This is a genomic window from Streptomyces sp. NPDC054047, from assembly GCF_055585065.1.
Genome location: NZ_JBVJKV010000007.1, coordinates 1 through 25,468, shown reverse-complemented (window position 1 = coordinate 25,468; position 25,468 = coordinate 1). Strand labels below are relative to the sequence as shown.

27 protein-coding genes and 2 pseudogenes are annotated in these 25,468 nt (G+C 70.7%); 15 read left to right on the top strand and 14 right to left on the bottom strand.

Annotation, left to right across the window (positions count from 1 at the left end):
• The first annotated feature begins 30 nt into the window (after positions 1-30).
• Positions 31-330, top strand: coding sequence for a hypothetical protein (locus ACZ6ZP_RS24665; RefSeq protein ID WP_351169592.1), 300 nt, complete (start codon positions 31-33; stop codon positions 328-330).
• On the opposite strand, the gene ACZ6ZP_RS24660 is transcribed toward ACZ6ZP_RS24665, so the two are convergent.
• Positions 269-751, bottom strand: a complete 483-nt coding sequence (locus tag ACZ6ZP_RS24660; RefSeq protein WP_469408409.1) for a hypothetical protein — start codon at positions 749-751, stop codon at positions 269-271. The genes ACZ6ZP_RS24665 and ACZ6ZP_RS24660 overlap by 62 nt on opposite strands.
• A gap of 429 nt (positions 752-1,180) precedes the next feature.
• Here ACZ6ZP_RS24660 and ACZ6ZP_RS24655 point away from each other — a divergent pair, with 429 nt between their 5' ends.
• Positions 1,181-1,678 (top strand): MarR family winged helix-turn-helix transcriptional regulator, encoded by a 498-nt coding sequence (locus ACZ6ZP_RS24655; RefSeq protein ID WP_351169598.1) that lies wholly within the window; start codon positions 1,181-1,183, stop codon positions 1,676-1,678.
• A 33-nt stretch (positions 1,679-1,711) separates the two neighbouring features.
• On the opposite strand, the gene ACZ6ZP_RS24650 is transcribed toward ACZ6ZP_RS24655, so the two are convergent.
• Entirely contained in the window at positions 1,712-2,875 is a 1,164-nt protein-coding gene (locus ACZ6ZP_RS24650; protein ID WP_351169601.1) for a PP2C family protein-serine/threonine phosphatase, read from the bottom strand.
• Positions 2,876-3,181: 306 nt separating this feature from the next.
• Between ACZ6ZP_RS24650 and ACZ6ZP_RS24645 the strand changes: the two genes are divergently transcribed.
• The 3 genes from ACZ6ZP_RS24645 (at position 3,182) to ACZ6ZP_RS24635 (ending at position 4,777) form a co-directional block, all read left to right on the top strand.
• Positions 3,182-4,108 (top strand): RNA polymerase sigma factor SigF, encoded by a 927-nt coding sequence (locus tag ACZ6ZP_RS24645; protein ID WP_383826078.1) that lies wholly within the window; start codon positions 3,182-3,184, stop codon positions 4,106-4,108.
• Between the two features lie 81 nt (positions 4,109-4,189).
• A complete protein-coding gene (locus ACZ6ZP_RS24640) occupies positions 4,190-4,408 on the top strand; it encodes a DUF5133 domain-containing protein (RefSeq protein WP_351169678.1) in 219 nt (72 codons plus the stop codon).
• Positions 4,409-4,537: 129 nt separating this feature from the next.
• Positions 4,538-4,777: a DUF5133 domain-containing protein gene (locus ACZ6ZP_RS24635; RefSeq protein ID WP_351169607.1), complete on the top strand. Its 240-nt coding sequence runs from the start codon at positions 4,538-4,540 to the stop codon at positions 4,775-4,777.
• A gap of 185 nt (positions 4,778-4,962) precedes the next feature.
• On the opposite strand, the gene ACZ6ZP_RS24630 is transcribed toward ACZ6ZP_RS24635, so the two are convergent.
• Entirely contained in the window at positions 4,963-5,289 is a 327-nt protein-coding gene (locus ACZ6ZP_RS24630) for a plasmid stabilization protein (RefSeq protein WP_351169610.1), read from the bottom strand.
• A 459-nt stretch (positions 5,290-5,748) separates the two neighbouring features.
• On the opposite strand from ACZ6ZP_RS24630, the gene ACZ6ZP_RS24625 reads away from it, so the two are divergent.
• The 4 genes from ACZ6ZP_RS24625 (at position 5,749) to ACZ6ZP_RS24610 (ending at position 8,837) form a co-directional block, all read left to right on the top strand.
• Positions 5,749-6,594, top strand: a complete 846-nt coding sequence (locus ACZ6ZP_RS24625; protein ID WP_469408407.1) for a SigB/SigF/SigG family RNA polymerase sigma factor — start codon at positions 5,749-5,751, stop codon at positions 6,592-6,594.
• A gap of 119 nt (positions 6,595-6,713) precedes the next feature.
• Positions 6,714-7,061 carry a DUF6191 domain-containing protein gene (locus ACZ6ZP_RS24620; RefSeq protein WP_469408406.1) on the top strand — a complete coding sequence of 116 codons (348 nt, stop codon included), beginning with the start codon at positions 6,714-6,716 and terminating at the stop codon, positions 7,059-7,061.
• A 187-nt stretch (positions 7,062-7,248) separates the two neighbouring features.
• Positions 7,249-7,713, top strand: a complete 465-nt coding sequence (locus ACZ6ZP_RS24615) for a peroxiredoxin (protein WP_469408404.1) — start codon at positions 7,249-7,251, stop codon at positions 7,711-7,713.
• Positions 7,714-7,763: 50 nt separating this feature from the next.
• Positions 7,764-8,837, top strand: a complete 1,074-nt coding sequence (locus ACZ6ZP_RS24610; protein ID WP_469408403.1) for a protein kinase family protein — start codon at positions 7,764-7,766, stop codon at positions 8,835-8,837.
• Positions 8,838-8,856: 19 nt separating this feature from the next.
• Here the strand turns inward: ACZ6ZP_RS24610 and ACZ6ZP_RS24605 are convergent, their stop codons facing one another.
• Genes ACZ6ZP_RS24605 through ACZ6ZP_RS24595 form a run of 3 tightly spaced genes read right to left on the bottom strand, consistent with a single transcriptional unit; the run spans position 8,857 to position 11,296 of the window.
• On the bottom strand, positions 8,857-9,219 hold the full coding sequence (locus ACZ6ZP_RS24605) for an STAS domain-containing protein (RefSeq protein WP_351169624.1): 363 nt from the start codon (positions 9,217-9,219) through the stop codon (positions 8,857-8,859).
• The gene (locus tag ACZ6ZP_RS24600; protein ID WP_361474215.1) at positions 9,216-10,487 is read right to left on the bottom strand and encodes a SpoIIE family protein phosphatase; all 1,272 of its coding nucleotides are present in this window, start codon (positions 10,485-10,487) and stop codon (positions 9,216-9,218) included. The genes ACZ6ZP_RS24605 and ACZ6ZP_RS24600 overlap by 4 nt, the downstream gene beginning before the upstream one ends.
• On the bottom strand, positions 10,487-11,296 hold the full coding sequence (locus ACZ6ZP_RS24595; protein ID WP_469408402.1) for an alpha/beta fold hydrolase: 810 nt from the start codon (positions 11,294-11,296) through the stop codon (positions 10,487-10,489). The genes ACZ6ZP_RS24600 and ACZ6ZP_RS24595 overlap by 1 nt, the downstream gene beginning before the upstream one ends.
• Before the next feature lie 314 nt (positions 11,297-11,610).
• Between ACZ6ZP_RS24595 and ACZ6ZP_RS24590 the strand changes: the two genes are divergently transcribed.
• The 4 genes from ACZ6ZP_RS24590 to uvrA all read left to right on the top strand — a co-directional run bounded on the left by ACZ6ZP_RS24590 (position 11,611) and on the right by uvrA (position 17,004).
• Positions 11,611-12,051 (top strand): ATP-binding protein, encoded by a 441-nt coding sequence (locus ACZ6ZP_RS24590; protein WP_351169633.1) that lies wholly within the window; start codon positions 11,611-11,613, stop codon positions 12,049-12,051.
• 176 nt (positions 12,052-12,227) lie between these two features.
• Entirely contained in the window at positions 12,228-12,728 is a 501-nt protein-coding gene (locus tag ACZ6ZP_RS24585) for a hemerythrin domain-containing protein (protein ID WP_351169636.1), read from the top strand.
• A gap of 51 nt (positions 12,729-12,779) precedes the next feature.
• Positions 12,780-14,399, top strand: coding sequence for a molybdopterin-dependent oxidoreductase (locus ACZ6ZP_RS24580; RefSeq protein WP_469408401.1), 1,620 nt, complete (start codon positions 12,780-12,782; stop codon positions 14,397-14,399).
• Between the two features lie 112 nt (positions 14,400-14,511).
• Positions 14,512-17,004, top strand: a complete 2,493-nt coding sequence (gene uvrA / locus ACZ6ZP_RS24575; protein ID WP_469408400.1) for an excinuclease ABC subunit UvrA — start codon at positions 14,512-14,514, stop codon at positions 17,002-17,004.
• A gap of 48 nt (positions 17,005-17,052) precedes the next feature.
• On the opposite strand, the gene ACZ6ZP_RS24570 is transcribed toward uvrA, so the two are convergent.
• The 5 genes from ACZ6ZP_RS24570 to ACZ6ZP_RS24550 form a co-directional block, all read right to left on the bottom strand.
• Complete coding sequence (locus ACZ6ZP_RS24570) at positions 17,053-18,189, bottom strand: PQQ-dependent sugar dehydrogenase (protein WP_366465168.1); 1,137 nt, start codon at positions 18,187-18,189, stop codon at positions 17,053-17,055.
• Positions 18,190-18,536: 347 nt separating this feature from the next.
• Positions 18,537-19,556: a PDR/VanB family oxidoreductase gene (locus ACZ6ZP_RS24565; RefSeq protein ID WP_399981953.1), complete on the bottom strand. Its 1,020-nt coding sequence runs from the start codon at positions 19,554-19,556 to the stop codon at positions 18,537-18,539.
• On the bottom strand, positions 19,553-19,810 hold the full coding sequence (locus ACZ6ZP_RS24560) for a hypothetical protein (RefSeq protein WP_469408399.1): 258 nt from the start codon (positions 19,808-19,810) through the stop codon (positions 19,553-19,555). The genes ACZ6ZP_RS24565 and ACZ6ZP_RS24560 overlap by 4 nt, the downstream gene beginning before the upstream one ends.
• Positions 19,807-20,871, bottom strand: coding sequence for an aromatic ring-hydroxylating dioxygenase subunit alpha (locus tag ACZ6ZP_RS24555; protein WP_361474237.1), 1,065 nt, complete (start codon positions 20,869-20,871; stop codon positions 19,807-19,809). Before ACZ6ZP_RS24555 ends, ACZ6ZP_RS24560 begins: the two co-directional genes overlap by 4 nt.
• A 156-nt stretch (positions 20,872-21,027) precedes the next feature.
• The gene (locus ACZ6ZP_RS24550; RefSeq protein ID WP_361474240.1) at positions 21,028-21,834 is read right to left on the bottom strand and encodes an IclR family transcriptional regulator; all 807 of its coding nucleotides are present in this window, start codon (positions 21,832-21,834) and stop codon (positions 21,028-21,030) included.
• A gap of 23 nt (positions 21,835-21,857) precedes the next feature.
• Between ACZ6ZP_RS24550 and ACZ6ZP_RS24545 the strand changes: the two are divergent.
• Positions 21,858-22,181 (top strand): annotated as a pseudogene (locus ACZ6ZP_RS24545) (TetR/AcrR family transcriptional regulator); the annotation flags it as partial.
• Positions 22,182-22,315: 134 nt separating this feature from the next.
• On the opposite strand, the gene ACZ6ZP_RS24540 reads toward ACZ6ZP_RS24545, so the two are convergent.
• The 3 genes from ACZ6ZP_RS24540 to ACZ6ZP_RS24530 form a co-directional block, all read right to left on the bottom strand.
• Positions 22,316-23,077, bottom strand: a complete 762-nt coding sequence (locus tag ACZ6ZP_RS24540; RefSeq protein WP_351169660.1) for an enoyl-CoA hydratase — start codon at positions 23,075-23,077, stop codon at positions 22,316-22,318.
• The gene (locus ACZ6ZP_RS24535; protein WP_361474243.1) at positions 23,074-23,202 is read right to left on the bottom strand and encodes a hypothetical protein; all 129 of its coding nucleotides are present in this window, start codon (positions 23,200-23,202) and stop codon (positions 23,074-23,076) included. The genes ACZ6ZP_RS24540 and ACZ6ZP_RS24535 overlap by 4 nt, the downstream gene beginning before the upstream one ends.
• 222 nt (positions 23,203-23,424) lie before the next feature.
• Positions 23,425-24,156 carry an RlpA-like double-psi beta-barrel domain-containing protein gene (locus ACZ6ZP_RS24530; RefSeq protein WP_469408396.1) on the bottom strand — a complete coding sequence of 244 codons (732 nt, stop codon included), beginning with the start codon at positions 24,154-24,156 and terminating at the stop codon, positions 23,425-23,427.
• Positions 24,157-25,145: 989 nt separating this feature from the next.
• On the opposite strand from ACZ6ZP_RS24530, the pseudogene ACZ6ZP_RS24525 reads away from it, so the two are divergent.
• Positions 25,146-25,468: pseudogene (locus ACZ6ZP_RS24525) on the top strand (DNA-directed RNA polymerase subunit alpha); the annotation flags it as partial.

Genomic DNA, 25,468 nt, shown 5'->3' with positions numbered 1-25,468 from the left:
CCCCATGATCACGTACCTGAAAGGGACCCCATGCGTATTCGTACCGCCTTGGCCGCCACCGCCCTCTCCGCCGCCGCCGTCCTGGGCGCCGCCGGCACCGCCCTCGCCGACGAGGGCCACGACCAGGGCTGGCATGGTGGCTACGCCTTCGAGAACCTCGGCGGCCCCGCCGGGATCACCGAGGGCGCCGGCTACGGCGCGAGCGGCCACGACAAGGCCTGGCAGGGTGGCTACTACACCTTCGAGAACCTCGGCGGTCCCGCCGGGATCACCGAGGGCTCCGGTCACGGCACGGGCGGCTTCCACGGGCAGTTCGACGGCAACCACTGACACACCTCGAAAAGAGGGGGCCCGCCACGTGCGGGCCCCCTCTTTTCGGTCTGCGCGTTCTCCGGTGTGCGCGTGTCGCCCGCGCCCGGACGACACGGCGCGTCACCCACCAGGCGATCAAGAGGGAGAGGAAGAGGAGAGCGACGTCCGCCGCGACATGCACGAGCCCGGTCAGCGCGCTCCGGCCGATCAGCACCGAACCGGCCAGGCTGGTGAACCAGCCCGCCACCACCATTAGGGACACCACCACGGCGACCGGCACCCCGCCGAGCCCCACCGCACCGGCATTCGCGTCCGCATCGAAGCTGTCGGCAGCGGCGCCGCCGAGCGCGACCAGCAGCCAGAAGCCCAGGACCACGGGCAGAGCGGCGCTGAAGAGGATGGCCGGGAACCCGGCCGCGGCGTAGAGGAACTCCCCCATCCCCGCCCCCTTCGCGCCGCCGCAGCTCAGGTCCCGGAACCGGACCCGCTCGCACGGTCCGGCACCGGGACCCGCGCCCCCCGTTCCTGCCGTGGTCATCCTGGTCCGCGGGACGGCTGTGGCGCATTGCCGTATCCCGGCAGTCTTAACGCCTTCTTGATGCCGGGCAGCGAATCTCGGCGGAGTCACCTACCACTCAGCAAAGCTCAGGCCGGTTTCCACTATGATTCCTCGCACAACCGCCTGCGCCGAGACGCGATCCGGTGCTGCGTGCTCCACTTAAGACCCCCGTCGCACCGAGCCTCGTCCGCACGGCCCCCGGGCTCCGCGACCTGAGCGTCCTTGTCAGCCGAATCGGGTCACGGTGTGTGGATCGTGCCCCGGTGGCAAGACGTACCAGTGAGACAAGCCGATCGGAGTGTCAGCGATATGGGTCTGAGTCCCGAACCCGATCACAGGTCCCGGGATGCGGCTCATGCGGGTTCCGAGTTCATCGAACTGCTCGAGGTCATGTGGGAGCAGGGGCGTGAGGCCGTACCGACCGGCCCCGTGTCTCCGTCCCAGCTGCGCGTGCTGTACGCGCTGGACCGCGAGGAGGGCATCAATCTGCGGATGCTCTCCGAGGCCCTGGGGTCGGCCCCACCGTCCGTGAGCCGCCTGTGCGACCGGCTGCAGGCCACCGGACTGATCGAGCGTACGGCCAGTCCGGTCAGCCGACGCGAGTTGGAGCTTCGCCTGACCGGCCACGGCAGGGCCTACCTCGCCGACCTGCGAAAGCAGCGGGAGAGCATCCTGATGTCCACCATCGACGCCATGCCGCCCAAGGCCCGGCACGCGCTGCTCGAAGGACTCAGGGGTTTCCGTGACGTGGCGACCGCTTCGGAGCGGGACGACGGCGGAGCCAGAACCTGGCGCTCGGTCGGTTAGACCGCGCGCCAGGCCGGCCCTCGCCCGGCGCGGCTACCGTCCGAACCAGTCCAGACAGACCACCAGGGCGTCGTCGTCCAGGGGCAGCGATCCTCGGTAGTCCCCGAGATCACGCAGCACCGCCTGCGGCACCTGCGCCGCCGGCAGCAGGCGATGCGCGGACAGGGACCGTGCCAGCGCCCGCTCCCCGTACAGCTCCCCCGCCTCCGATACGCCGTTGTAGACCCCGTCGCTGCCCACCAGAATGCGGTCACCCGGTTCGAGGCGCAGGCGCTCGGCGACGTAGGCCGTCTCCTCGAACATCCCCAGCGGAAGCTGCGCGTCGAAGCCGACGGACTCGACCGAACGCCCTCGGAGCCGCCACATACGGGGGGATCCGGCGTCGACGGCCTCCACCTCGCCGGTGGCGAGATCGAAGCGCAGCAGCAGGACGGAGGCGTGCAGCTCGCCCCGGTACTGCGCGTAGACGGCCTGGTCGGCGAGGCTCGCCTGGCCGGGAAGGTCCAGCCCCGCGCGGCGGGCATTGCGCAGCGCGTTGACCACGAGGTTGGTGAGCAGCGCCGCCTCCATCCCCTCGCCCATGCCGTTGGTGACGGTGAGCGTGAGGTGGTGCGCCGAGACCGACCAGTCGAAGTTGTCGCCGAAGATCGCGTACGCGGGCTCCAGGTGGGCGCCCAGCGAGAACTCGGGGCGCGACACCGAGCGGCCGGGCAGCAACTGCCACTGCATCTCGGCGGCGAGCGTCAGGCGGGCGGCCCGGCGCGCGAGGAGGTACAGGTCGGTGTCGCGTTCGGCGACGAGGATCTCGTGGCCCAGCGCCTCACAGACGCGCTGCATCTCCGGCAGGTCGGCCTGGTCGAAGTGCTCGTCGGGAACAACGACGGTGAGCACGCCCATCCGGTCTCCCCGGACGGTCACCGGCAGGTGCACGGTCGCCGCGCCGTCGACGGCCTGCGCCTCGATGCGAGCTTCCTGGGCGCCGAAGGCCCTGCCCTGCGGACTGCCCTGGATGGACACCGACTCGGAGGTGTACGGCACGTCCTCCACCACCTGGAGGGTGGTCAAGCCGTAGTCGGCGAGCCGCAGTTCGACCTCTTTGACCCCGTACTGCTCCCGCAGCGCCTCGGTCACGGCATCGAGCAACAAATGGGGCGCCGCACTGCGCAACGCCCGCTCGACGGCAGCGAATCTGTCCACGTGATCCTGCTTCTCGTTAATCCACGCCGAAGTGAGTGCCCGGCCGACAGCTCCCCCGGTCCGTCGGCCTTCGGCGTAAGGGGGCATGCACTCAGTCCAACACGGCGCGCCCGAGGAGTCACTCCGGTGGCTGGGGCTGTCAGGTATGGGCGAATGCCTGGCTGGAGCCGGGCAACCTCCCACATCGTACGATGCACGGCGGCAACTATTTCCCCACAGCAAGAAAAATTGGGTCAACGCACATGCCTCCCCCGAGGCGGGGCAGGGGCCGTACGAGGAAGTCGTACCACCAGGGGAGGTAGAGACATGTCACTGATCTCTGAACAAGCTGTTGAGACCGGGCGAGAGGACGAGGCGTCGGTCTTGGAGGAGACGCGAAACTTGGACGATGCTCCGGACTTGGGCGACGCGTCCGCCGTCGAGGGTGCGCTGCCCTGGATCGAGGACACGGACAAGGTGGCCCCGAAGGACGCCCGCGCGCTGTCGAAGCTGTTCTTCGACCGGCTGCAGACCTTGGAAGAGGGCACGCACGAGTACCAATACGCACGCAACACCCTTATCGAGATGAACCTGACCCTCGTGCAGTTCGCGGCCCGCCGGTTCCGCAACCGGGGCAACGGCGACATGGAAGAGATCATCCAGGTCGGCACCATCGGCCTCATCAAGGCCATCGACCGGTTCGACCTCAGCCGTGAGGTCGAGTTCGCCACCTTTGCCGTCCCGTACATCCTCGGTGAGATCAAGCGGTTCTTCCGTGACACCACCTGGGCCGTGCACGTACCGCGCCGGCTCCAGGAGCTGCGCGTGGAACTCGCCAAGGCGAAGGAGGAGCTCTCCGCCCGTCTCGACCACGACCCGACCGTCAAGGAGCTCGCCGAGCACCTCTCCATCACCGAGGAAGAGGTCATAGACGGCATCGTCGCCTCGAACGGCTACACCGCCGGTTCCCTGGAGGCGCCCACCGACGGCGGCGAGAGCGCGTCCGCCCCGACGCGCACCCTGGCCGACGTGATGGGCGGTCCCGACCCCGCCATGGAGACGGTGGAGAACCTGCACACCCTGGCACCGCTGCTGGACGAACTCGACGAGCGGGAGCGCCGCATCATCGAGATGCGCTTCGGCCAGGAGATGACGCAGTCGCAGATCGGAGCCGAACTCGGCTTCTCCCAGATGCACATCTCCCGCCTCCTGACCGGGACCCTCACCAAGCTCCGCACCGGAATGCTGGCCTGACGCCGGCATCCGCGGCACCCGACCCGTCGGGAAGACGAGACATCGCGACACCGAGAAGCGAGAAGGAGAAACACCGTGCTGATGGCTCACCCCGCGATACTGCGTGACCTCGTTGAGCAGTACGGCACGCTCACGGTTCTGCAGGCCGAACAGGGCACCCAGGAGATCCGGCGCCAGCTGGAGGACGTCACCTACACGCTGTGCGTCTCCACCGGCACCCACACCGCCGAAGCAGCGCTGATCGCCGCGGAGGAGCAGCTGATCACAGCCTTCCGCGATGAACCGGCCGCGAGCGTATAGCCGTCGGCCGCCTCAACTCGTCCAGCGGGTACGCCCGCTGATGGATCACCTGATGGATCACCGTTCGTGGGCCTCGGGGCGCCGACAGCGCCCCGAGGCCGACTGAGTCATACCCTGGAGAAGAATTTCATGCTGCTGGCACACCCCGTCGTCCTGCGGGACCTGGTGGAGCGCTACAAGGCCCTGGCCGTGCTGCGCGCCGACCGGGGAGGCGCCGCGAGTCGGCAGGAGTACGAAGACGTGGCCTACAGCCTGTGCCTGGCCACCGGCACCAGCGACATCGACGCCGCCGTGGTGGCCGCGAGCCATCAGCTGCCCGGCGCCCGCCCCGCCGACGACTCACTGCTGTCGGCCGACGCCCTGAGCTGACGCCCCGGCCGGCCCACGGCCGGCCGCCGAGGAAGGCCGTCGATCGGCCGCACCCCAATGCGGCCGATCGACGAAGCCAAGCGTCCGAGGCCGTTCCGACGCTTCGCACCCCGCGTCACGTGTGCCCCATCCGTTCCTCGGCATGCGTAGCGCGTCAGGTGAACATCGCCCGGCCGGCGGCACCGTCAGCGGCCGAGTGCCTTCTTGAGCTCCTGCTTGTTCATGGACGAGCGGCCCTCGATGTTCTTCTTCTTGGCCTCGGCGTACAGCTGATCCTTCGTCGGGCCCTGCGCGCCGCTGTGCGAGCGCTCGCCGCCTCGCTCGTACGCCGACTTCTTGTCCCGCGTCGACGTCTTGCCGGCCGTCTTCGACTCACCCGAGCGGGCCCGCTCCTTGTTGACCGTCCGGGCGGCGATCTCCTTCGCCCGCTCGGGCGAGGTGCCGCGGTCCTCGGCGCTCTCCTTGATGTGCTCGTACTGGCGTTCACGCTTCTTGTTCGATCCAGCAGGCATGTGATGCCCCTTCCTCGTCTTCCTCGTCTCGCTCACCAGCGGGTTCGCCCGGTGCCGCGTCCTCATGATTCGTCGTGGCCGCGCGGGCCGCACGTCGGCGGACCGGCACGGGCGCCTTCTCCGGGCTCGCCCGGAGACGCCGCGGCAGCGAGCCGGGCCCCCTGCCGGTACGTGCGCTCAGGTACCCGGGAAGTACCGGGCGATACATGGCTCATGGGCGCGGCGAACGCCCTGCCGCGGGCCTTCGCGGGCCTTCACGGGCCTTCTTTGACAGCGCCGGGGCAATCCGCGTACCTGGTGGTTGTTTCCTCTCCGAGTCGAGGGGCAGGCGGAGTTCGTGCTTCGGACCGGAGGCGCATTCGCGGGGAGCGGTGTGTTCACTCCCGCCGGATGTCCGGCTCCGGGGTCACCCCGTTTCTCGCGGTCCCTTGTTGGCCCACCGCTGAGGAGCGATTCCAGATGCTTACCGATCTCGCCGCACCCTCCTCCCCTCGCCGCACGGCGACCAGGCACATCCACGACGACGCCCCCGACACCAAGGCGGCCGCCACCCACCTGGCCGCGCTCGATGACGGCCCCGAGCACGACCTGCTGTGCGAGGAGATCGTGACCGCATGGCTGCCGATGGCACACAGACTGGCCAGCCGGTTCCGCAACAAGGGCGAAACCATCGAAGACCTGCGTCAGGTCGCCGCGATGGGCCTGATCAAGGCCGTCAACCGGTACGAGCCCGAGCGCGGGGCCTTCGAGAGCTACGCAGTGCCCACCATCACCGGCGAACTGCGGCGCCACTTCCGCGACCGCATGTGGGACGTACGCGTGCCCCGGCGCGTCCAGGATCTGCGCAACAAGGTCCGGGTCGCGCGCCGCGATCTCCTGGAGCGGCCGGGAAGCGCCACCGAACCCGGCATCGCGGAGATCGCCGGGCACGCGGGGCTGACCGAGGACGAGGTCCGCGACGGGATGGAGGCCATGACCAGCTACAGCGCCCTGTCCCTGGACGCCGAGATATCGTCCGCCGACCCGGACGGATTCAGCCTGGCCGACACCCTGGGGGCGCCCGACCCGGCCTACGACTGCATCACCGACCGGGAGGCCGCCAAGGCAGGTCTGCGGCGGCTGCCGGAGCGTGAGCGGACCATCTTGTACCTGCGCTTCTTCGAGGACATGACGCAGAGCCGGATCGCGGAGGAGCTCGGCATCTCCCAGATGCACGTCTCCCGCCTCATCACCACCAGCTGCGCCCGCGTCCGCTCGGAGGCCACCCGCGGGGACGACGGCGCCGGGCACTCTCAAGCGGCGTGACGGCGGTTCGTGCCGTGCGCGCCGTGCGCGGTAGTTGAAGCTGCCCCTGGGGCGCCAGGGCCGCCCCAGGGGCTCGTTCGGGCCTCGTCGGCCCCGGTCCGGACACGGATACTGGGGCCATGGAGTTCGTCTTCTTCATGACCCTGCCCGGCCTTGTCATCCTGCTGACCGTCGTGGCCTTCGCCGACCAGCTGTTTCTCCGTGCAGGCCGCGCCGGACTGCTGCCGTGGCGCAACAGCGCCCGGCAGGGCCAGATATCGGCGACGGGTTTCGAGCAGCTCCACGCGAGCTTCTCGCCGGGGAAGCAGAACGAGCTCAAGGAACGGCAGTCGGCACTGGTGATGCCGGACGGCGAGGACGACGGGGCGCCACCGCACCGCACGACGGTGGACCTCGACGCGGGGGTCGCGGTCGTTCGCGGGACGGAGCCGGCCGGTGAGGTCCGGGGCCGCTCCTCACTCGGGTGATCCGTCCCTCGGTTCCTCCACCGCTCTGGGTGAACCAGCCCGGGAGCGTCCCTTCTTACCGCCAAGTAGTATCGCGTGCCACCCTGCCTTGTGACGCCGAGCCGTGAGGAGACCCCGTGTCTGCCCGTCCCCCTGGTCCGCTCCTTCCTTCGTCCGCCTGCCTCCGCCCCTGCCGGGGAGCGCGGCGATGACCCGGATCCAAGTCGGCTCCCTCGTCGATGACTTCACGCTGCCCGACGAGACGGGCACGCCCACGTCCCTCACCTCGCTCCTGTCCGATGGCCCGGTGGTGGTGTTCTTCTATCCGGCCGCGATGACACCCGGCTGCACCTCGGAGGCATGCCACTTCCGGGACCTGGCGGCGGAGTTCGCGGCGGTGGGCGCCAAGCCGGTGGGGATCAGTTCGGACGCCGTCGAGCGCCAGCGCGAGTTCGCGGGGCTGCACACGCTCGGGTTCCCGCTGCTGTCCGATCCGCAGGGCCAGGTGCGCGGGCAGTTCGGCGTGGCACGCGGCTTCGGCCCCCTGCCGACCAAACGGGTCACCTTCGTCATCGGGACCGACCGCCGCGTCCTCGAGGTGGTGCGCAGCGAGTTCCGGATGAGCGCCCACGCGGACCGGGCCCTGGCGGCTCTGCGGTCCGCGGCCGGCTAGAGCACCGAACAGACCCGGTCCCCATGGAGGCCTGGGTGAAATGCCCCGACATGGCGCACGGTTCGCGCCTCGCCGCCCATGAGGCCGTCTCCACCGCGCTGGCCCGGCACGATGACCGGGCCCTGCTCGCGCTCGTGGAGACGGCCGCACCGCTCGGTTCCGGCATCGGCGGCACGTCGGCCCTGCTGGACGTCGCCGGGACCCCGGTCTTCGTGAAGCGGGTGCCCCTCACCGATCTGGAGAGGCGACCGGAGAACGTCGGCTCCACGGCCAACCTGTTCGGCCTTCCCCTCTTCTGCCAGTACGGCATCGGCAGTCCCGGCTTCGGGGCCTGGCGGGAACTCGCCGTGCACACCATGACGACGGACTGGGTGATCGCGGGAGACCACGAGGGGTTTCCCCTGATGCACCACTGGCGGGTGCTGCCGGACTCCGCGCCGCCGCGCGACTCCACACTGCCCGCTGAACTGGCCGACACCGAACGGGCGGTGGCCTTCTGGGGCGGCGGATCGCAGGTGCGCAGCCGGATCGAGGGGCTCCAGCGGTCCTCGGCGAGCGTCGCGCTGTTCCTGGAGTACGTCCCGCAGAACCTGCACCAGTGGCTGGGCGAGCAGCTGGGCACCGGCGGCGAGGCGGCCGAGCGGGCCTGCGCCATGGTGGAGAGGGACCTGGAAACCGCAACCGCGTTCATGAACGCCAGCGGCCTCCTGCACTTCGACGCCCACTTCGAGAACATCCTCACCGACGGCCGGCGGCTCTACTTCGCGGACTACGGCCTCGCGATGTCCTCCCGCTTCGCACTGTCGCCGCAGGAGGCGGACTTCTTCGACCGGCACCGGACGTACGACCGCGTCTACGCGCTCACCTATCTGGTGAACTGGCTGGTCACCGCCGTGTACGGGGACGAGAGAGACGATCGCGAGGCGCGGATTCGCGCTTTTGCCCAGGGCGAGCACCCCACAGGAGTCCCGGCGGCGGTCGCGGCGATCGTCGCCCGGCACGCGCCGCTCACCGCGGTGATGGCCACGTTCTTCCGCAGGCTTCAGCGCGAGCACCGGCAGACGCCCTACCCGCTGGCGGAGATCTGCCGGATCGGCCGCGGGTACAGCCCGCGCATCGCCTGACGGACCGCCGCACGGTGTGTCAGGGGTGGGGCGCGGCGGGTGTCCAGGCCGCTTCGGCCGCTTGCGCGGTGGGGTGGGTGGGGAAGACCCGGTCCAGCCCGACCATGCCGAGGATGCGGCTGATGTGGCCGGGGACCGCGGCCAGGGCGATGTCCGCCCGGGCGGCCAGGGCGTGGTTGCGGGCGGCGATCAGGGCGGAGATGCCGCTCGAGTCGCAGAAGGTGATGCCGGTCAGGTCGACGACGAGCTGCTGGTCTGCCCGCAGGGTCAGCTTGGGCAGGAGTTCGCGCAGCTGGGAGCAGCTGTCGTAGTCGAGTTCGCCGGCCAGTTCGACGACGGGCCCGGCGGCGGTGGTTCGGGTATGGATGGCGAGCTCAGTCACTGCTGCTCTTCACTGGTGGGTCGGGGCACGCTGATGGCGAGGACGGCGGTGTCGTCATCGACTCCGGTGCCGAAGGTGTCGAGCAGGTCACGGATCGCTGCGACGGCGCCGGACGCGGTGGCCGGTGCCAGCGTCTGGGCGAAGTCGAGGAGGGCCTCGTCCCCGTAGCGGTCGTCGTCGCTGTTCGAAGCCGTGTGGGCTTCGGTGAGGCCGTCGGTGTGCAGCAGCAGGGTGTCGCCCGCCGTGAGACGGACGGCGGTGGTGGCGATGTGGGCGTCGGGCAGGACGCCGATGAGCTGGCCCCCTGGGGTGGGCAGGTAGTCGGCGCTTCCGTCCGTGCGCATCAGCAGGGCCGGGGGGTGGCCGCCGCTGGCCAGCGTGACGCGGAAGCCGCCCTGGTCGGTGTCGGGGGTGAGCAGTCCGAAGATGACGGTGCAGAACCGCGGGTCCTCGCCGTTGTACTCGTGGTTGAGGACCGTGTTGAGGTTGCTCAGGACGGCGGCCGGGTCGGGGTCGTAGACGGCGGCGGCCCGCAGCGTGTAGCGGGCCAGGGAGGTGACGGCCGCGGCGGCGGCACCCTTGCCGCACACGTCGCCCAGGAACAGCCCCCATGTCCCCTCGGCGAGGGGGAAGAGGTCGTAGAAGTCGCCGCCGACCTTGTCGGCGGAGGCGATGTGGTAGTGCGCGGCCACTTCCAGGCCGGGCACGCTCACCAGCGCCGGGGGCAGCAGGGTCTGCTGGAGGGCGGCGTTGAGCCGCTTGAGTTCCTCGCGTTCGCGCTCTGCTTCCTGACGGGCGCGCAGCAGCTCGGTCTCGTAGGCGCGGCGGTCGCGGGCGTCGAAGACCGTGGTGCGGATCAGCAGCGGCTGGCCGTCGCCGCCGGTCTTGACCGTGGAGGTCACCAGGACGGGCAGCCGGCTGCCGTCGGCGGCCCTGAGCTCCAGGGCGATCTCGCTGATCTCGCCCTGCATGCGCAGCAGCGGGGCGAAGTGCGTCTCGTGGTAGAGCCGGCCGCCCACCGTCAGCAGGTCGGCGAACGTCCTGCGGCCCACCAGGTCGTCGTGGGCGTAGCCGAGCCAGTCCAGCAGCGTCAGGTTGATCTTGGCGATGGTGCCGTCGAGCAGCGTGGAGAGGTAACCGCACGGCGCGTGCTCGTACAGGTCCTCGACGCTGTCCTCCAGGAGTGCGGAGAACGCCGCGTGGTCGCCTCCGGGCAGCTCCTCGGGGTCCGGGTGCTCGCCGCTCCCGCCGTCGCTGGTCCTGGACATCATCGTGTGGCTTCGACGAAGTCGGTGATCGCGGCGGCCGTCTCCTCCGGCGCGGCGAGCTGGGGGCAGTGCCCGGTCGCGTTCAGGGTGACGAGACGGCTGCCGGGGATCTGGGCCTGCACGAAGGCTCCGACCTCCGGGGGCGCGATCGCGTCGCTGGAACACTGCGCGACCAGGGCGGGGACGCTGACCTCGGCGAGGTCGTCGCGGTTGTCGGACAGGAAGGTGACCCGGGCGAAGACGCGGGCGATCTCCGGATCGGTGCTGCAGAAGCTGTTGGTCAGTTCCTCGCCCAGCTCCGGCCGCTCGGGATTGCCCATGATCACCGGAGCCATGGCGCCCGACCAGCCCAGGTAGTTCGCATCCAGTGAGCCGAGGAGCTCGTCGATGTCCTCGGCGCTGAACCCGCCGCGGTAGCCGGTGGCCGGATCGTCGATGAAGCACGGCGAAGGGGCGAGCAGCACCAGACCGGCGAATGCCTCCGGTTGCCGCGCCGCTGCCAGGACGCCCATCATCGCGCTCACCGAGTGCCCCACGAACGTCACCGGGCCGAGCGCGAGGTCACGGCATATCTCCAGCACGTCCTGTACGTAGCCCTCCAGCGAGGAATAGCGTTCCTCGCTCCACGCCGACAGGTCCGAGCGCCCGGCCCCCACGTGGTCGAACAGCACCACGGTGTAGTCGCGCTCCAGGAGCGGCGCCACCAGCCGCCACATGTTCTGGTCGCATCCGAACCCGTGCGCGAGCAGCACCACCGGTCCCCCGGCCCGACCGGACACCGTCACGTGGTTCCTGCTCCGAACAGCCATGCGGGATATCCTCGCAGAATCCCCGCTCACCGCTTCCTCAGCGCTTCCTCGGCGCTTCCTCGGCGCTTCCTCGGCGCGGGCGGGGGTCTGTCACCATGTTCTGGACTGCACTCGCTGGTGCGGCGCGGGCCCGAGCAGACACCGGAAACCTGCCTGGCGGTACGGGCGGTCTTGCTCGAACGGATTATCGATCCAACCCAGAACAGTATGCGACGCGTCCAGCAGGGTAGGTGAGCGCAGACAACGGGGACGAAGGTGGAGAAGAAATGGAGTCAGCCGGCATTGACGGCGCGGGGCCGTCGAGAGCTCGCACCATGGGCGTAGCCGTGCCCTTGAACGGCGGGGACGCCTCCATCGCCGAGGCACGCCACCTCGCGATCGACTTCCTCACCCGCGCCCAGGTGGACGAGAACGTGGCCGTCTCCGCCCGCGCGATGGACCTCACCCAACTGGTGGTGAGCGAGCTGGTCACCAATGCCCGCAAGTACGCCCCCGGGCCCATGCTGATGGAGCTGTGCATCGAGGACGCCGCGGTGGCGGTGACCGTGCACGACAGCGCCCGCGTCCGGCCCGTCGCCCGCTCCGAGGACCCGCACAGAATCGGCGGGCACGGCCTGGAGATCGTCATGGCCGTCGCCCAGAAGTTCCACGTCCACCTCGAACCGGCCGGCAAGCGCGTCACCGCCCACATCGCCCTGGCCGCCGAACCGGCCGCCGGCGTCCCTCGCGGCGCCGCCCCTCACGCCTCACGGTGACCTGCCGGCGCCGGTGACCTGCTGACAGCCGCCGCGCGCATCCGGTAGGCCGCAGGAGTGACACACGCGATGGCCGGGTACACGGGGCACCTCATGGGCCGGTGCGCACGCTACGTATCTCTACGAGGGCACCCACCGCACTGAGCCCGTCCGCCCCGCTGAGAAGGAGCCCCACCATGCCGGACAAGGCAACGGCAACCGACGTCGTAGAACTGATCCTCGACGACCACCGGCGGATGGAGGACCTGTTCCGCCAGATGCGCAGCGTGGAAGCCGAGCGGGCCGATGCGCTGAAGAAATTCGCCGGTCTGCTCGTCGCGCACGCACTCGCGGAGGAGGCCGAGGTCTACCCCGCGCTCAGGCGCTACCGCGACATCGACAACGACGAGGTCGAACACGGCGTCGAGGAGCACGAGGAGGGCAACGAGGCGCTGCTGGCCCTCCTGGAGGTGGACGAAGTCGGCTCCGACGACTGGGACGAGAAGCTGGAGAAACTCGTCGAGGCCGTGGCCCACCACACCGACGAGGAGGAGCGGACGATCCTCAACGGCGCACGCGAGAACGTGGCCATGGAACGCCGCGAGGAACTGGGCGCCGCCTTCACCAAGGAGCGCGCCAGGCACCTCGACGCGGACTGCGGAAGCATCGACAACGTCCGGCGCCTCGTGAAAGATTGAAACGGGCTTGGCGGACCAATCCGCACCCGCCCCCGCTCCGGATAACCCGATGTGAGCGAAGAAGTGAAAACATCGAGGCGCGAAGGCGTATGGCGCCCAGTCGGGCTCGGCGCCTTGAGCGGCCTTCTGGCCGGTTACGCCGCGCTGGCGACGGCCGAGCTCGTGTCCGCCGCGGTACGCCCCGAGTCCAGCCCCGTGATCGCGGTGGGCGGGGCCGCGATCGACCGCACCCCGACCGCGGTGAAGGACTGGGCGATCCGGAACTTCGGGACGGAGGACAAGCTCGTCCTCCAGCTCGGCATCCTCGCCGTCCTCACCCTTCTCGCGCTCGCCCTCGGAGCACTGGCGGCCCGGCACCGCCGTATCGGCTCGGCGGGAGTCCTCCTGTTCGGCGTGGTCGGCGGCCTGGCCGCGACGAACCGGCCCGACTCCACGAGCGTCGCGGACGCGCTGCCGTCGGTGGCCGGCGCCCTGGTCGGAGCGGGGCTTCTCTATTGCCTCGTCGGACGCCTGCGGTCACCCAGGACACTCAGGTCACCCAGGTCACTCGAAAGTCCGGCTCACGACGAGGCGACGGGCGGCTGGGACCGGCGGGGATTCGTCCTCGCTGCGACGGCCGCGGCAGCCGCTTCCACGGGCGTCGGCCTGCTCGGCCGCTCGCTGAACGGCGCGCAGGGGCAGAGCGCCGTCGCCTCCCGCGATCAGATCAGACTGCCCGCCCCCGCATCGGCAGCCTCGACCGTGCCCAAGGGCGCGGCGCTGCGGGTCAAGGGCATCAGCCCGTACATGACGCCCAATCAGGACTTCTACCGGGTCGACACCGCGCTGGTGGTCCCCAAGGTCGACGCGACCTCATGGCGGCTGCGCATCCACGGCAAGGGGGTCACGCGCGAGACGACCGTCTCCTTCGCGGACCTGCTGGGCATGCCGCTCATCGAGCGGAACATCACGCTGGCCTGCGTCTCGAACGAGGTGGGCGGCCCGTACGTGGGCAACGCCCGGTGGATCGGCGTACGGCTGGCGGATCTCCTGGCGCAGTGCGGCGTGCGGCCGCCGTCGAAGGGCGGGCCCGCGGACCAGCTGGTCGCGCGGTCCGTGGACGGGATGACCATCGGCAGCCCGGTCGAGGACGTCATGGACGGCCGCGACGCGATGCTCGCCCTCGGCATGAACGGCGAGCCGCTGCCCTTCGCGCACGGTTTCCCCGTACGCATGGTGGTCCCCGGCCTGTACGGGTTCGTGTCCGCCTGCAAGTGGATCGAGGACATCGAGCTGACCACGTTCGACGACTACGACCCCTATTGGGTGAAGCGGGACTGGGCCCGCGAGGCCCCGGTCAAGACCCAGTCCCGGATCGACACACCCAAGCCCTTCGCCCGCCCCCAGGCGGGCACCGTGATGGTCGCCGGGGTCGCCTGGGCCCAGCACCGCGGCATCGACAAGGTGGAAGTACGCGTCGACGACGGGCGCTGGCAGCAGGCGGATCTCGCCGCCGAGGACACCCGGGACACCTGGCGCCAGTGGTCCTTTCCCTGGAAGGCCACCTCGGGCGGCCACACGCTCACCGTGCGGGCGACCGACCGCACGGGCGAGGTCCAGACCGAGAAGCGGACCCGCACCGTGCCCGACGGGGCCAGCGGACGGCACTCGGTGGTGGTCACCGTCGACTGACCCGCCCCACGCCATTGAAACGGCCCTGGTACCGAAGACCTGATACCGAAGATGTGACGGCTCATTCGCGTGGCGACCGAACGCGATGGCCGCGAACGGTTAAGCACATGCCATGGAAGAAAACGCGGCTTCCCCCTGCGTGCGGGTCCGGGGGGCCAACGAGCACAATCTGAACAACGTGGACGTGGACATTCCGCGGGACGCGATGGTCGCCTTCACCGGCGTCTCCGGCTCGGGCAAGTCCTCGCTCGCCTTCGGCACGCTCTACGCCGAGGCCCAGCGCCGGTACTTCGAGTCGGTCGCGCCCTACGCCCGTCGGCTGCTTCAGCAGGTCGGCGCACCGCACGTGGAAGAGATCACCGGGCTGCCGCCCGCCGTGGCCCTTCAGCAGCGCCGCGGTGCGCCCAGTTCGCGGTCGACGGTGGGCACGCTCACCACTCTGTCCAACCTGCTGCGCATCCTCTACTCCCGTGCCGGCACCTACCCGCCGGGCGCCGAACGGCTGGAGGCCGAGGCGTTCTCGCCCAACACCTCGGCCGGCGCCTGCCCCCAGTGCCACGGCCTGGGCGCCGTGCACGACGTCACCGAGCAACTGCTCGTGCCGGACCCGTCGCTGAGCATCCGGGACGGCGCGATCGCGGGCTGGCCGGGTGCCTGGCAGGGCGCGAACCTGCGCAGCATCGTGAGCGGTCTCGGCATCGACATCGACAGACCCTGGCGCAGGCTCAAGAAGAAGGACAGGGAATGGCTGCTCTACACCGACGAGCAGCCTTCCGTCCTCGTCGAGCCCGAGCCGGGCCGTGTCGACTACGGCTACTACGGGAAGTTCTGGAGCGCCCGCAAGCACGTCATGCACGTCCTGGCCGACTCCAAGAGCCAGCGGATGCGTGACCGTGCGATGCGGTTCGTACAGGGCGTGCCCTGCCCCGCGTGCTCGGGCAGCGGCCTGCGGCCCGAGGCGCTCGCGGTCACCTTCGCGGGCCGCTCCGTCGCCGAGGTGAACGCGCTGCCGCTCGCCGAGGTCGCGGCCCTGCTGCGGCCCGTCGCGAAACCGCCGAAAGCACCGGCCGCCACGGCGAGCGCCCGGTCCGGGGAGAGCACCGAGGCCGCGGTGCGGATCTGCGCCGACGTGGTCGCACGCGTCGAGGTGCTGCTCGACCTAGGCCTCGGCTACCTCAGCCTCGGCCGCCGCTCGACGACGCTCTCGCCCGGCGAGGCACAGCGCCTGCGGATCGCCACCCAGTTGCGCTCGGGCCTGTTCGGCGTCGTCTACGTGCTCGACGAGCCGTCCGCGGGCCTGCACCCCGCCGACGCGGAGCCGCTGCTCGACGTGCTGGACCGGCTGAAGGCCTCGGGCAACTCGCTGTTCGTCGTGGAGCACGACATGGACGTCGTACGACGGGCGGACTGGGTCGTCGACATCGGGCCCGGCGCCGGTGAGGCCGGCGGACGGGTCTTGTACAGCGGTCCGGTCGCCGGCCTGGAAGAGGTCGCGGAGTCGGCCACCGGCGACTACCTGTTCGGACGCGCCCAGCAGCCCGCGCACAGCCCCCGCGCGCCGCAGGGCTGGCTGCACCTGCGCGGTGTCTCCCGCCACAACCTGCGGGACGTGTCCGTCGACGTACCGCTGCGCGTGCTGACGGCGGTGACCGGCGTATCCGGGTCCGGGAAGTCGACGCTGGTCACGCAGGTGCTCGCCGAAGTCGTGCGCAACCACCTCGGCCTCGCGCCCGAAGAGCCCGACGAACCCGGCGAACCCGGCGAGGGCGAGGCGGAGCTGGAGATCGACGTGCGGGACGCGGCCGGGGTCGAATCGTTCGACCGGCTCGTGCGGGTCGACCAGCGGCCCATCGGCCGCACGCCCCGCTCCAACCTGGCGACGTACACGGGGATGTTCGACGCCGTACGCAAGCTGTACGCGGCGACGGACGAGGCGAGGGCGCGCGGCTACACGCCAGGCCGCTTCTCCTTCAACGTCGCCGAGGGGCGGTGCGAGACGTGCCAGGGCGAGGGGTTCGTCGCGGTCGAATTGCTGTTCCTGCCCGGGACCTACTCCCCCTGCCCGGCGTGCCACGGCGCGCGGTACAACGCCGAGACACTCGAAGTGACCTACCGCGGCAAGCACATCGCGGACGTGCTCGCGATGTCCGTCGACGAGGCCGCCGTGTTCCTCGTGGACGTTCCCGCCGCGGCCCGAAGCCTCGAAACGCTCCGGGAGGTGGGCCTTGGATACCTTCGCCTGGGCCAGCCCGCGACGGAACTCAGCGGCGGCGAGGCCCAGCGCATCAAGCTCGCCACCGAACTCCAGCGGGCCCGGCGCGGCCATGCGCTCTACCTGCTCGACGAGCCGACCGCGGGCCTGCACCCAGCGGACATCGCGCTGCTGCTGCGACAACTGCACCGACTCGTCGACGCCGACAACACGGTCGTCCTGGTCGAGCACGACCTCGACACGATCGCCACCGCCGACTGGGTCATCGACCTCGGACCGGGCGGCGGCGACGCGGGCGGCCGGGTGGTCGCCAAGGGCACACCCGCGAAGGTCGCCAGATCGAAGCGCAGCGCCACCGCGCCCTATCTCGCGCCTCGGCTGGTGCGCTCCTGAGCGCACCAGCCGACGAAGCTGTCGTCGAACCAGTAGTCGAACCGGTCGTCACGCCGGGTCGATGCGGAAGATGCTGCCGCCGATGTCGAGCACGTACAGCTCGCCCCTGCCGCCCTGCATGAAGGAGATGACCTCGCCGCCGTTGACTCCGAGGTCGCTGGCGCCGGTCACCTTGCCGTTCTCCATCCGCAGGGCGCGGATGGTGCCGTCGCAGTAGTCGCTGAACACGTACTGACCCTTGAGGGCCGGGATCGCCTTGCCCCGGTAGACGTATCCGCCGGTCACCGAGCAGCCGAGCCCGGTGCGGTCGTACTCGTGGACCGGCGGCACGTGGTTCGCGGGCTCCGTGCCGCCCCGGAAGGGATGGCTGCCCTCCATCTGGGACCAGCCGTAGTTCTCGCCGCCCTTGCTGGCGGCCGGGGCCCAGTCGATCTCCTCCCACGCGCTCTGGCCGACGTCGCCGATCAGCAGGTCGCCCGTGCCCGCGTCGAAGGAGAACCGCCACGGGTTGCGCAGCCCGTACGCCCAGATCTCGTCCTTGGCCTTCGGGTCGCCCACGAAGGGGTTGTCCGACGGGATCGCGTACGGCTTGCCGCCCCTCGGGTCGATCCGCAGGAGCTTGCCGAGCAGTGTGTCGAGGTTCTGCCCGTTGCCGTGCGGGTCACCGCCCGAACCGCCGTCGCCGAGCGCTATGTAGAGGTAGCCGTCGGGGCCGAACTTGATGTCGCCGCCGTTGTGGTTCGGATAGGGCTGCGTCTGGGTGATGACGGTGCGCCGGGTCTCGGTCCTGATCTTGCCGTGCCGCACGGCGAACTCGTCCACGGTGCTGGTGCCTTCGAGGTTCGTGAACGAGATGTACAGGTGCGCGAACTTCTTGTCGAACGCGATGCCGAGCAGCCCGCGTTCACCGTCGGTGGTGGTCTCCTTGGATATGTCGAGGACGGGCTTGCTCAAGCCCTTGGGGCTCAAGACCCTTACGGTGCCCGCGCGTTCGGCCACCCAGACGGTGCCGCCGGGCCCTGCGGCACCGGCGGTCGGATTCGCGGCCGTGGTCACCTTCGTGAGCGCGACCTTCGGAACCTCGCGTGGGGCGGCGGGCTCGTCGGCGGACGCCGCGGTCAGGGCGAGGGAAGCGACGAGACAGATGGTGGCGATGATCGCCGAGCTTCTGGTGCGAACGTTCACCGTGATCCTCCTGGAGGCGGCGAAGAGGGGGTCACCCGGCTGCTCGGGGCAGACGTGGACGGGGTGCGGCCCGCACCGGCACGCAACCTGGGTGGGGGGATGGTGTGCTAGTGGCCACGGATGAGGATACTGGGACAGGGGTGCCTGGTATAGACCAAGACGCCACTCATCTGCTCCCCGCCCTCAATCCACCAACTCCCCACAACACAGCGCCACTTGGGAAATGACTGCCACCCGGTGAGGTGCATGCTGCGGGCGATGTTGCCGAGCCAGTGGGCGCTTGGCTTGGGGGTTACATCGTCGCCGCGACCGCGGGCCCTTCACCGGGCGGGTGAGATCCGCCGGTGTCACAGATCCAGGACGAGGCGCGGACCGGCGGCACGCGATACGCAGATGAACATCGTGTCGTTGCGAGCCTGTTCGGCGGGGGTGAGGAGGGAGTCGCGGTGGTCCACGACGCCGTCCAGGACCGGGGTCTCGCAGGTGCCACAGGTGCCCTCCCGGCACGAGGACAGGACCTGTACGCCGGCCTCCTCGACGCTCTGGAGGACGGACTTGTCCGGCGGGACGGTCACCGTCACACCGCTGTGGGAGAGCTCGACCTCGAAGGAGGCGGGCCCGACCTCGAAGGAGACGACCGAAGGGCCTTCGCCGTCGTCCGCCCGCGCCTGCGACTTCGTCTTCGTCTTCGGCGTGAATCGCTCGACGTGCAGCGCGCCGTCGGGCCAGGTGGCGCACCGCCGCTCCACCGCGTCGAGCAGGGGCTCGGGACCGCAGCAGTAGACGAGCGTGCCCGCGGCGGGACTGCCGAGCAGCCCGTCCAGGTCCAGGAGACCCCTCTCGTCCTGGGGGCACAGCTCCACCCGGCGGGGATGGTCCACGGCGAGCTGCCCGGCGAAGGCCATGGTGGCGCGGCTGCGCCCGCCGTACACCAACCGCCAGTCGGCTCCCCGCCGCTCGGCGGCGTCGATCATCGGCAGGACGGGAGTGATGCCGATGCCGCCGGCGATGAACAAGTAGCGCTCGGAGTCGACCAGTTGGAAGCGGTTGCGGGGTCCGCCGACCCGGACCGTGTCGCCTTCGGCCAGCGTGTCGTGCACGTGCCGGGAGCCGCCCCGGCTCTCCGCCTCGCGCAGCACGGCCACTTGGAGGAGGGAGGTGTCCCCCGGGTCTCCGCACAGCGAGTACTGCCGTACGAGGCCGGGGCCGAGGACCAGGTCGATGTGGGCGCCGGGGCTCCAGGCGGGCAGCCGCCCGCCGGAGGGGTGGGCCAGGCTGAGCCGGACGACGCCCTCGGCGAGGTGCTCCTTGCGCACCAGGGTCAGGTCGAGTTCGCCCCCGCCGCCCGGAAAGGTCGTGCTGGTCACGAGGACTCCCCCTTCACGGGCGCAGGAGCAAGAGCGGGAACAGGAGCAGGAACAGGAGCGGGGGTGAACTCCGGTGCGGGGCCGGGACGATGGCCATCGGGGTGACCCAGCAGCCAGTCCCACAGCTCCACCGGATCCTCGAACTCCCGCCGCGCACCGCAGTGGCAGGCGGCCAGCAGCCGGTCGGTGCCGAGCACCCAGTGGATGCGGTGGACGCCCTGCCCGGAGAGGACGGGCGGGTGCGGCGGGATCACCGGGCCACCGCCCGGTCCTGGGCCGCGGTGTCCCCCTGGGCCAGGCGGGCGAGAATCCGGCGGGCGGCGAGGCCGCCCGTGTCGATGTTGATGCTCAGCTCCTGGTAGCCGTCCGGCTCGGTGTCCAGGGACTTCTGCAGGACGTTGAGGGCCACCACGTCCTGCATGACCACCGTGTGGTTGCTGGCGCGCAGGAATTCGGTGACGTCCTGGTCGTCGAGGGCGAAGTCGCGGGCCACCGCCCAGAAGTCGTACGTCGTCTTCTCCGTCGAGGGAGTGATGCCGTAGACGACCTCCACGTGGAAGGCGTGCGGGTCGCTGCCGTCCGGATGCGGCTGGGGAGCGCCGACGGGCGCGATGCGCGAGTGGAGCAGGTAGAGACAGGGCGCGTGGTACTCGATGTCCTGCCAGCGGCTGATCCGGCCCGCGATGCCGGTGGACTTGGCGTAGAACGGAGGGCACTGGGCGTCGTCCATGTGTCGGCTCACGCGGATGATCCCGGCCGTGTCGTCGACCTCCGTGGTGATGGGGGTGTCGGCCACCTCGGGGGTGCCGATGTAGCCGCCGTGCAGGTACGTCTCGTGGGAGAGGTCCATGAGGTTGTCGACCAGCAGGCCGTAGTCGCCGTCGATCGGCTCCATGCCCGACACGACGGTGTACTCGGGCGCGTCCATCCACGGAGCGCGGGGCGGCAGGGTGTCCCCGGGCTCGCGGTCGCCTATCCACACCCATACGAAGGAGTCCTGTTCGACCACCGGGTACGTTTTCAGGCGTGCCGTGCGCGGGATGCGCTGCTGGCCGGGCACGGAGACGCAGCCGCCGTCGGTGCCGTAGGTGAAACCGTGGTAGCCGCAGACCACCCGGTCGCCGTCCAGCCGGGTCGGCGCCTGCGACAGCGGGAAACGCCGATGCACACAGCGCTCCGCCATCGCCACCGCGCGGCCGTCCTGCGTGCGGTAGAGCAGGATCGGCTCGCTCAGTACGGTGCGTCCGAGCAACTCCCGGCCCACCTCCCGGCCGTAGGCGGCGACGTACCACTGATCGCGGACGAAGGCAGTCATGATGTTCCCTTCGGAAGAGGGCGTTCGGAGCGCCTCGGAGCGGGGCGTTCAAGGCGCCATCGTGGAGTTGGCGCCCTCGGCCCACCAGAGGGCTTTCCGCATGCCGGGAAACATCTGCTCAAGGGATGGGTGTGGGGCCGGCGCCGGTCGGGCGGTTCAGACCCGCGGCGTGACCATGGCGCGCGAGATCGCCCGGGCGCTCGTGCACACGAGCCGGGCCAGTGCGTGCGCGGAGGTGCTGCCGCGGTGCACCACCAGCGACACCGAGGCGATCACCGTTCCGCCGCGGTGCACCGGGGCGGCGACCGACAGGGCGTCCATCGTGACCTGGCGGTCGCTGACCGCGTAACCGTTGGTCCGCGTATCGGCCAGCATGCGGCGCAGTTCACGCGGATCGGTGACCGTGCCCGGCGTGAAGCGCTCGAAGGGGCCCGCGAGCGCCTGCTCCTGCACCTCGGCAGGGGCGTGCGCCAGCAGCACGAGTCCGACGCCGGTGGCCGTGAGGGCGAAACGCCCCCCGACACGCGTCAGTACGGGCACCGCGCCGGACCCCGCGATGCGCTCGACGAAGACGACCTCGGTGCCCTCGCGCACCGCGAGCTGCACGTTCTCGCGGGTGATCTGGGAGAGGTCCTCCAGGAACGGCAGCGCCCGCTCGCGCAGCCCTTGCCCTCGGGGCGCGAGGGAGGCGACTTCCCACAGCCGCAGGCCGACGCGGTAACTCCCCTTGTCACCGCGCTCCAGCGCTCCCCAGGCGGTGAGCTCGCCGAGCATCCGATGCACGGTCGACACCGGGAGCCCCGTCCGGCGGGACAGTTCGCTCAGCGTCAGCTCCGGGCAGTTCGCGCTGAACGCACCGAGGATCTGCAGGGCGCGGCCAAGCACCGGCCGGGCGCCCGGCTCCGAGCCGCGGCGGCCGGCCGCATCGGCATGCTGCGCCTCATGTACGCGCGAGTCGTCCAATACGCCCTCACCGATCTCCCGACGTGCCTTGCCGTCCCGACGTGCGTTCCGGTCGGCGACCGTCCCAGGCTGCCGCCGTCAGTGTGCAAGAAGGCCGCGGCCACGTCGACACTTCCTGCCCGGCGGAGCCGGTGACGGCACTCGCTACGGTGGGGCCCATCGGGACACCAAGAGGGCCGCGCGGCGGCTACGCGCCAGGGCTGGCCAGGCGCGACCAGATCCTCGAGGCCGCGCTGCTGCGTTTCGGCAAGGACGGCTACCGCAAGACGTCGCTGGCCGACGTCGCCCGTGATGCCGGGATCACCCATGCCGGGCTGCCGCACCGCTTCCGCGACAAGCAGCAACTGCTGCTGGCCGTGGTGCAGTACTGGCACGAGCGGCTCGACGCCGTGACGCGCTCGCACCTGAACCGCCTGATGAGCGGCATCGCGACCGACGGCAAGGGGCGGCCCATCGCCGACGGCCGGATGGCGCGAGACGGTCAGCCCCTGGGGTTCTTCCGGAGCCCGCTCAGGCGTTCAGCGGTGCCGGGCAGCGAGAGCGACCAGAGCTGCTCCCGCGTTTCCTCCTCCACCACCTGGTCGTGCCCACGCCCGTCGCCCGCGCGCCGCAGCGACTGCTTGGTACGGCGCACGAGTTCCGGTTCGACCGTGCCTGCCCTGGCGGCGAGGGCGTGGGCCGTGGCGAGCAGATCCGGGTCGGGGACGCACCGGTAGGCCAGTCCGGCGGCGGTGGCCGCGGCGCCGTCCAGGCGTTCGCCGAAGAGCACCATCGCGGCGGCCGTCTGGGGTCCGACCAAGCGGTTCAGCATCCAGGTGTGGCCGCCGCCGGGGTGCAGCCCGAGCTTGAGGAAACGGGTGTCGAACCACGCCGATTCGGCGGCCACCCGCACGTCGCAGGCCAGCGCGAGGTTGAGGCCTGCGCCGACCGCCGGGCCGTTGACGGCGGCGATGGTCGGCAGCGGCGAGCGGGCCACCCGGAGGAAGGACTCGTAGACCGTCTCGACTCCCGAGGTGTCGCCCTCGGACGCCGCCAGGAGGTCCGTGAGGTCGGCCCCGGCGCAGAAGGCCGTGCCCGCCCCGGTGAGGACGACCGAGGTGACGTCGGGGTCCTTCTCCAACTCGTCGAAGGCCGCGATGAGTTCGGCGACGAGCGCACCGGACAGGACGTTGCGGCGGTCGGGGTCGTCGAGCGTGAGCGTGGCGGTGCCCCGGTCACGCTCCATCCGCAGCAGGCCGCTCATGCGCCACCGCCCGGGGCGCCGAACGGCTCGGCGGACGGCGTGGCGGGCGGCGCGGCGTCGGCGAACCGGGCCAGCAGGTCCTTCTTGGAGACCCTTCCGACGTGTGACAGGGGGAGGCTCGGCATGATCTCCAGCCGCTCGGGGAGTTTGGATGTGGCGTCTCGTCCTGGGACAGAAACTGGGTCGGCTCGTCCAGGGTAGGCGGCCCCACTCCGTCGCGGGGGACCACACCCGCACACGAGCGACGACCGATCCGCCGCCACGCCTGCCGGACGGCCCGGCTGAAGGGACCGGTGGGGGCACACCCCGGTCCACCGGTCCCCTGATCCGCCCGTCCCCCGGTCCGCCTATCCGACGCGCTCGATCCGCGCCTCGCGGATCAGGAACTTCCCGGCCTCGCGCACCTCCTCGAACGCCTCGTTGTTGAGCAGCACACAGCTGCCCGACGTCGAAGTGACCTCCACCGTGGTGGACTTGGAGTTGTCCAGGTTCGTCACCTTCAGCTGCGTACCGACGGGGAACTCGTTGCTGGAAGCGGCGGGCGCGCCGGCCTCGCCGGACAGCGTGACGGTGGAGCCGGCGCAGACGACCTCGCCCTCCGCCCCCGTCTCTCCGCCGTCCCCGGGCGGGGCCGTGGCCGAGGCATCGCCACCGGACTCCTCCGCCGGCGGCTGAGCGGCGTCCCCACCGGCATCCTGCTCCTCACCGGCACCTGCTCCTTCACCGGCGCCCGCTTCGTCACCGGCCCCGGCACCCTCGCCCGCACCGGCCTCTTCGCCGCCGCCCGCCCCGGCCTCCGCTTCCCCGCCCGCGTCGCAGCCCGAAGCCGCCTGCTTTCGCCTGATCTCCTCGATCACCGCTTCCCGATTGGCGATCCGGGCAGCGGACTGCGCGTCGGGATTCGCTCGCTGACCTGCGATGAACTTCTCGTTGTTGCTCAGCGCGGTGGCCAGCCCGTCACACGCTCCCGAGGCCTGGCTCGTGCCGGTCATCACCACCGCGGTTCCCGCCACCAGCGCGGCGGCGCCCACCATGAGGGCGACCTTCTTCTTACGGCTGAGGGTCTTCTTGCGCGACACGTGCGACTCCTGTCCCCGACGGTGTACGCCACCGCCGGATGGGCTTCCGTGTGCCGTCACGTACGCGCGGCGAGCCCGTTCGTCTCAACCGCCCCACCCACAACTCGCGTATCGGAGAGACGCGTACGGCTTCAGACGACGGCGTCGAGGAGCATGAACGCCGCCACAGCCAGCAGCACGATCGCGAAGGAGCGCTGCAGCACGGGGCCCGACGTCTTGAGGGCCAGGCGCTCGCCGTCCCACGCGACGCGCCCAGGAGTGCGGCGCCCACGAACGGGCCGATGGCCGACCAGCCGAGGCCCGCGACGGCAGCCCCTCCCCCACCCCCAGCGGGCCGATCAGTGCGCCCGGACCGGCCCCGGTGGCTGGCCGCTGCCTTTCACCGGTCGCACCGCGCCGCCCCCAAGGCCTCGGCCGCCGGGGCGGGACGCAGCATCCTGAGCGCGGCGAAACCGGCGACAGCGGCGGTGAGGATGGTCTGGGGCAGGCGGCCCGCGACGGCTCCGGCGAGCGCCGCGGGCAGGAGACCGGCGACGCGCCTCCGTCGGCGACGGTTCGTCGACCTCGTGGGTGTGAACCTGGCCTCCGCCCGCGACCGGGAGGACGGTCCGGATCGTCTCGTACTTCGATGCGTGGACGGCGGCCAGCTGCCGGCCCAGCAGCGGACCCACGTTCATCGCCTCTTCCCACGGGGCTCCCGAGCGCCCAGCAAGGCTGCTTGCCGTTACCGCGGGTTCGGGGAGGTTACGGCACTGGTGGCGGGGTGCCCGGCGAGCGCGACGCGCCGAGAGCGGAAGAGCGAACAGGCCGTCGGGGAAGGGCCGGTCGAGATCACAAAGTGCACGTGCCGGGGCGACCGCCACCTCGGGAGATGCTCCGCCGGCAGCGAGTTCCGGACCCGGGTGACCAGGTGAGACTGTTTCGCCCGTTACCCTTTGCTGTATCTACGGCGTCAAATAGTGGGCGCCGAACTCTGGAGGCAATACTTCATGCTCATCGCTCAGCGTCCCTCGTTGACCGAAGAGGTCGTCGACGAATTCCGCTCCCGGTTCGTGATCGAGCCGCTGGAGCCGGGCTTCGGCTACACCCTCGGCAACTCGCTGCGCCGGACCCTTCTCTCCTCGATCCCGGGCGCGGCCGTCACGTCGATCCGGATCGACGGTGTCCTGCACGAGTTCACCACCGTGCCGGGCGTCAAGGAAGACGTCACCGACCTCATCCTCAACATCAAGCAGCTCGTCGTGAGCAGTGAGCACGACGAGCCCGTCGTGATGTACCTGCGCAAGCAGGGTCCGGGTCTGGTCACCGCCGC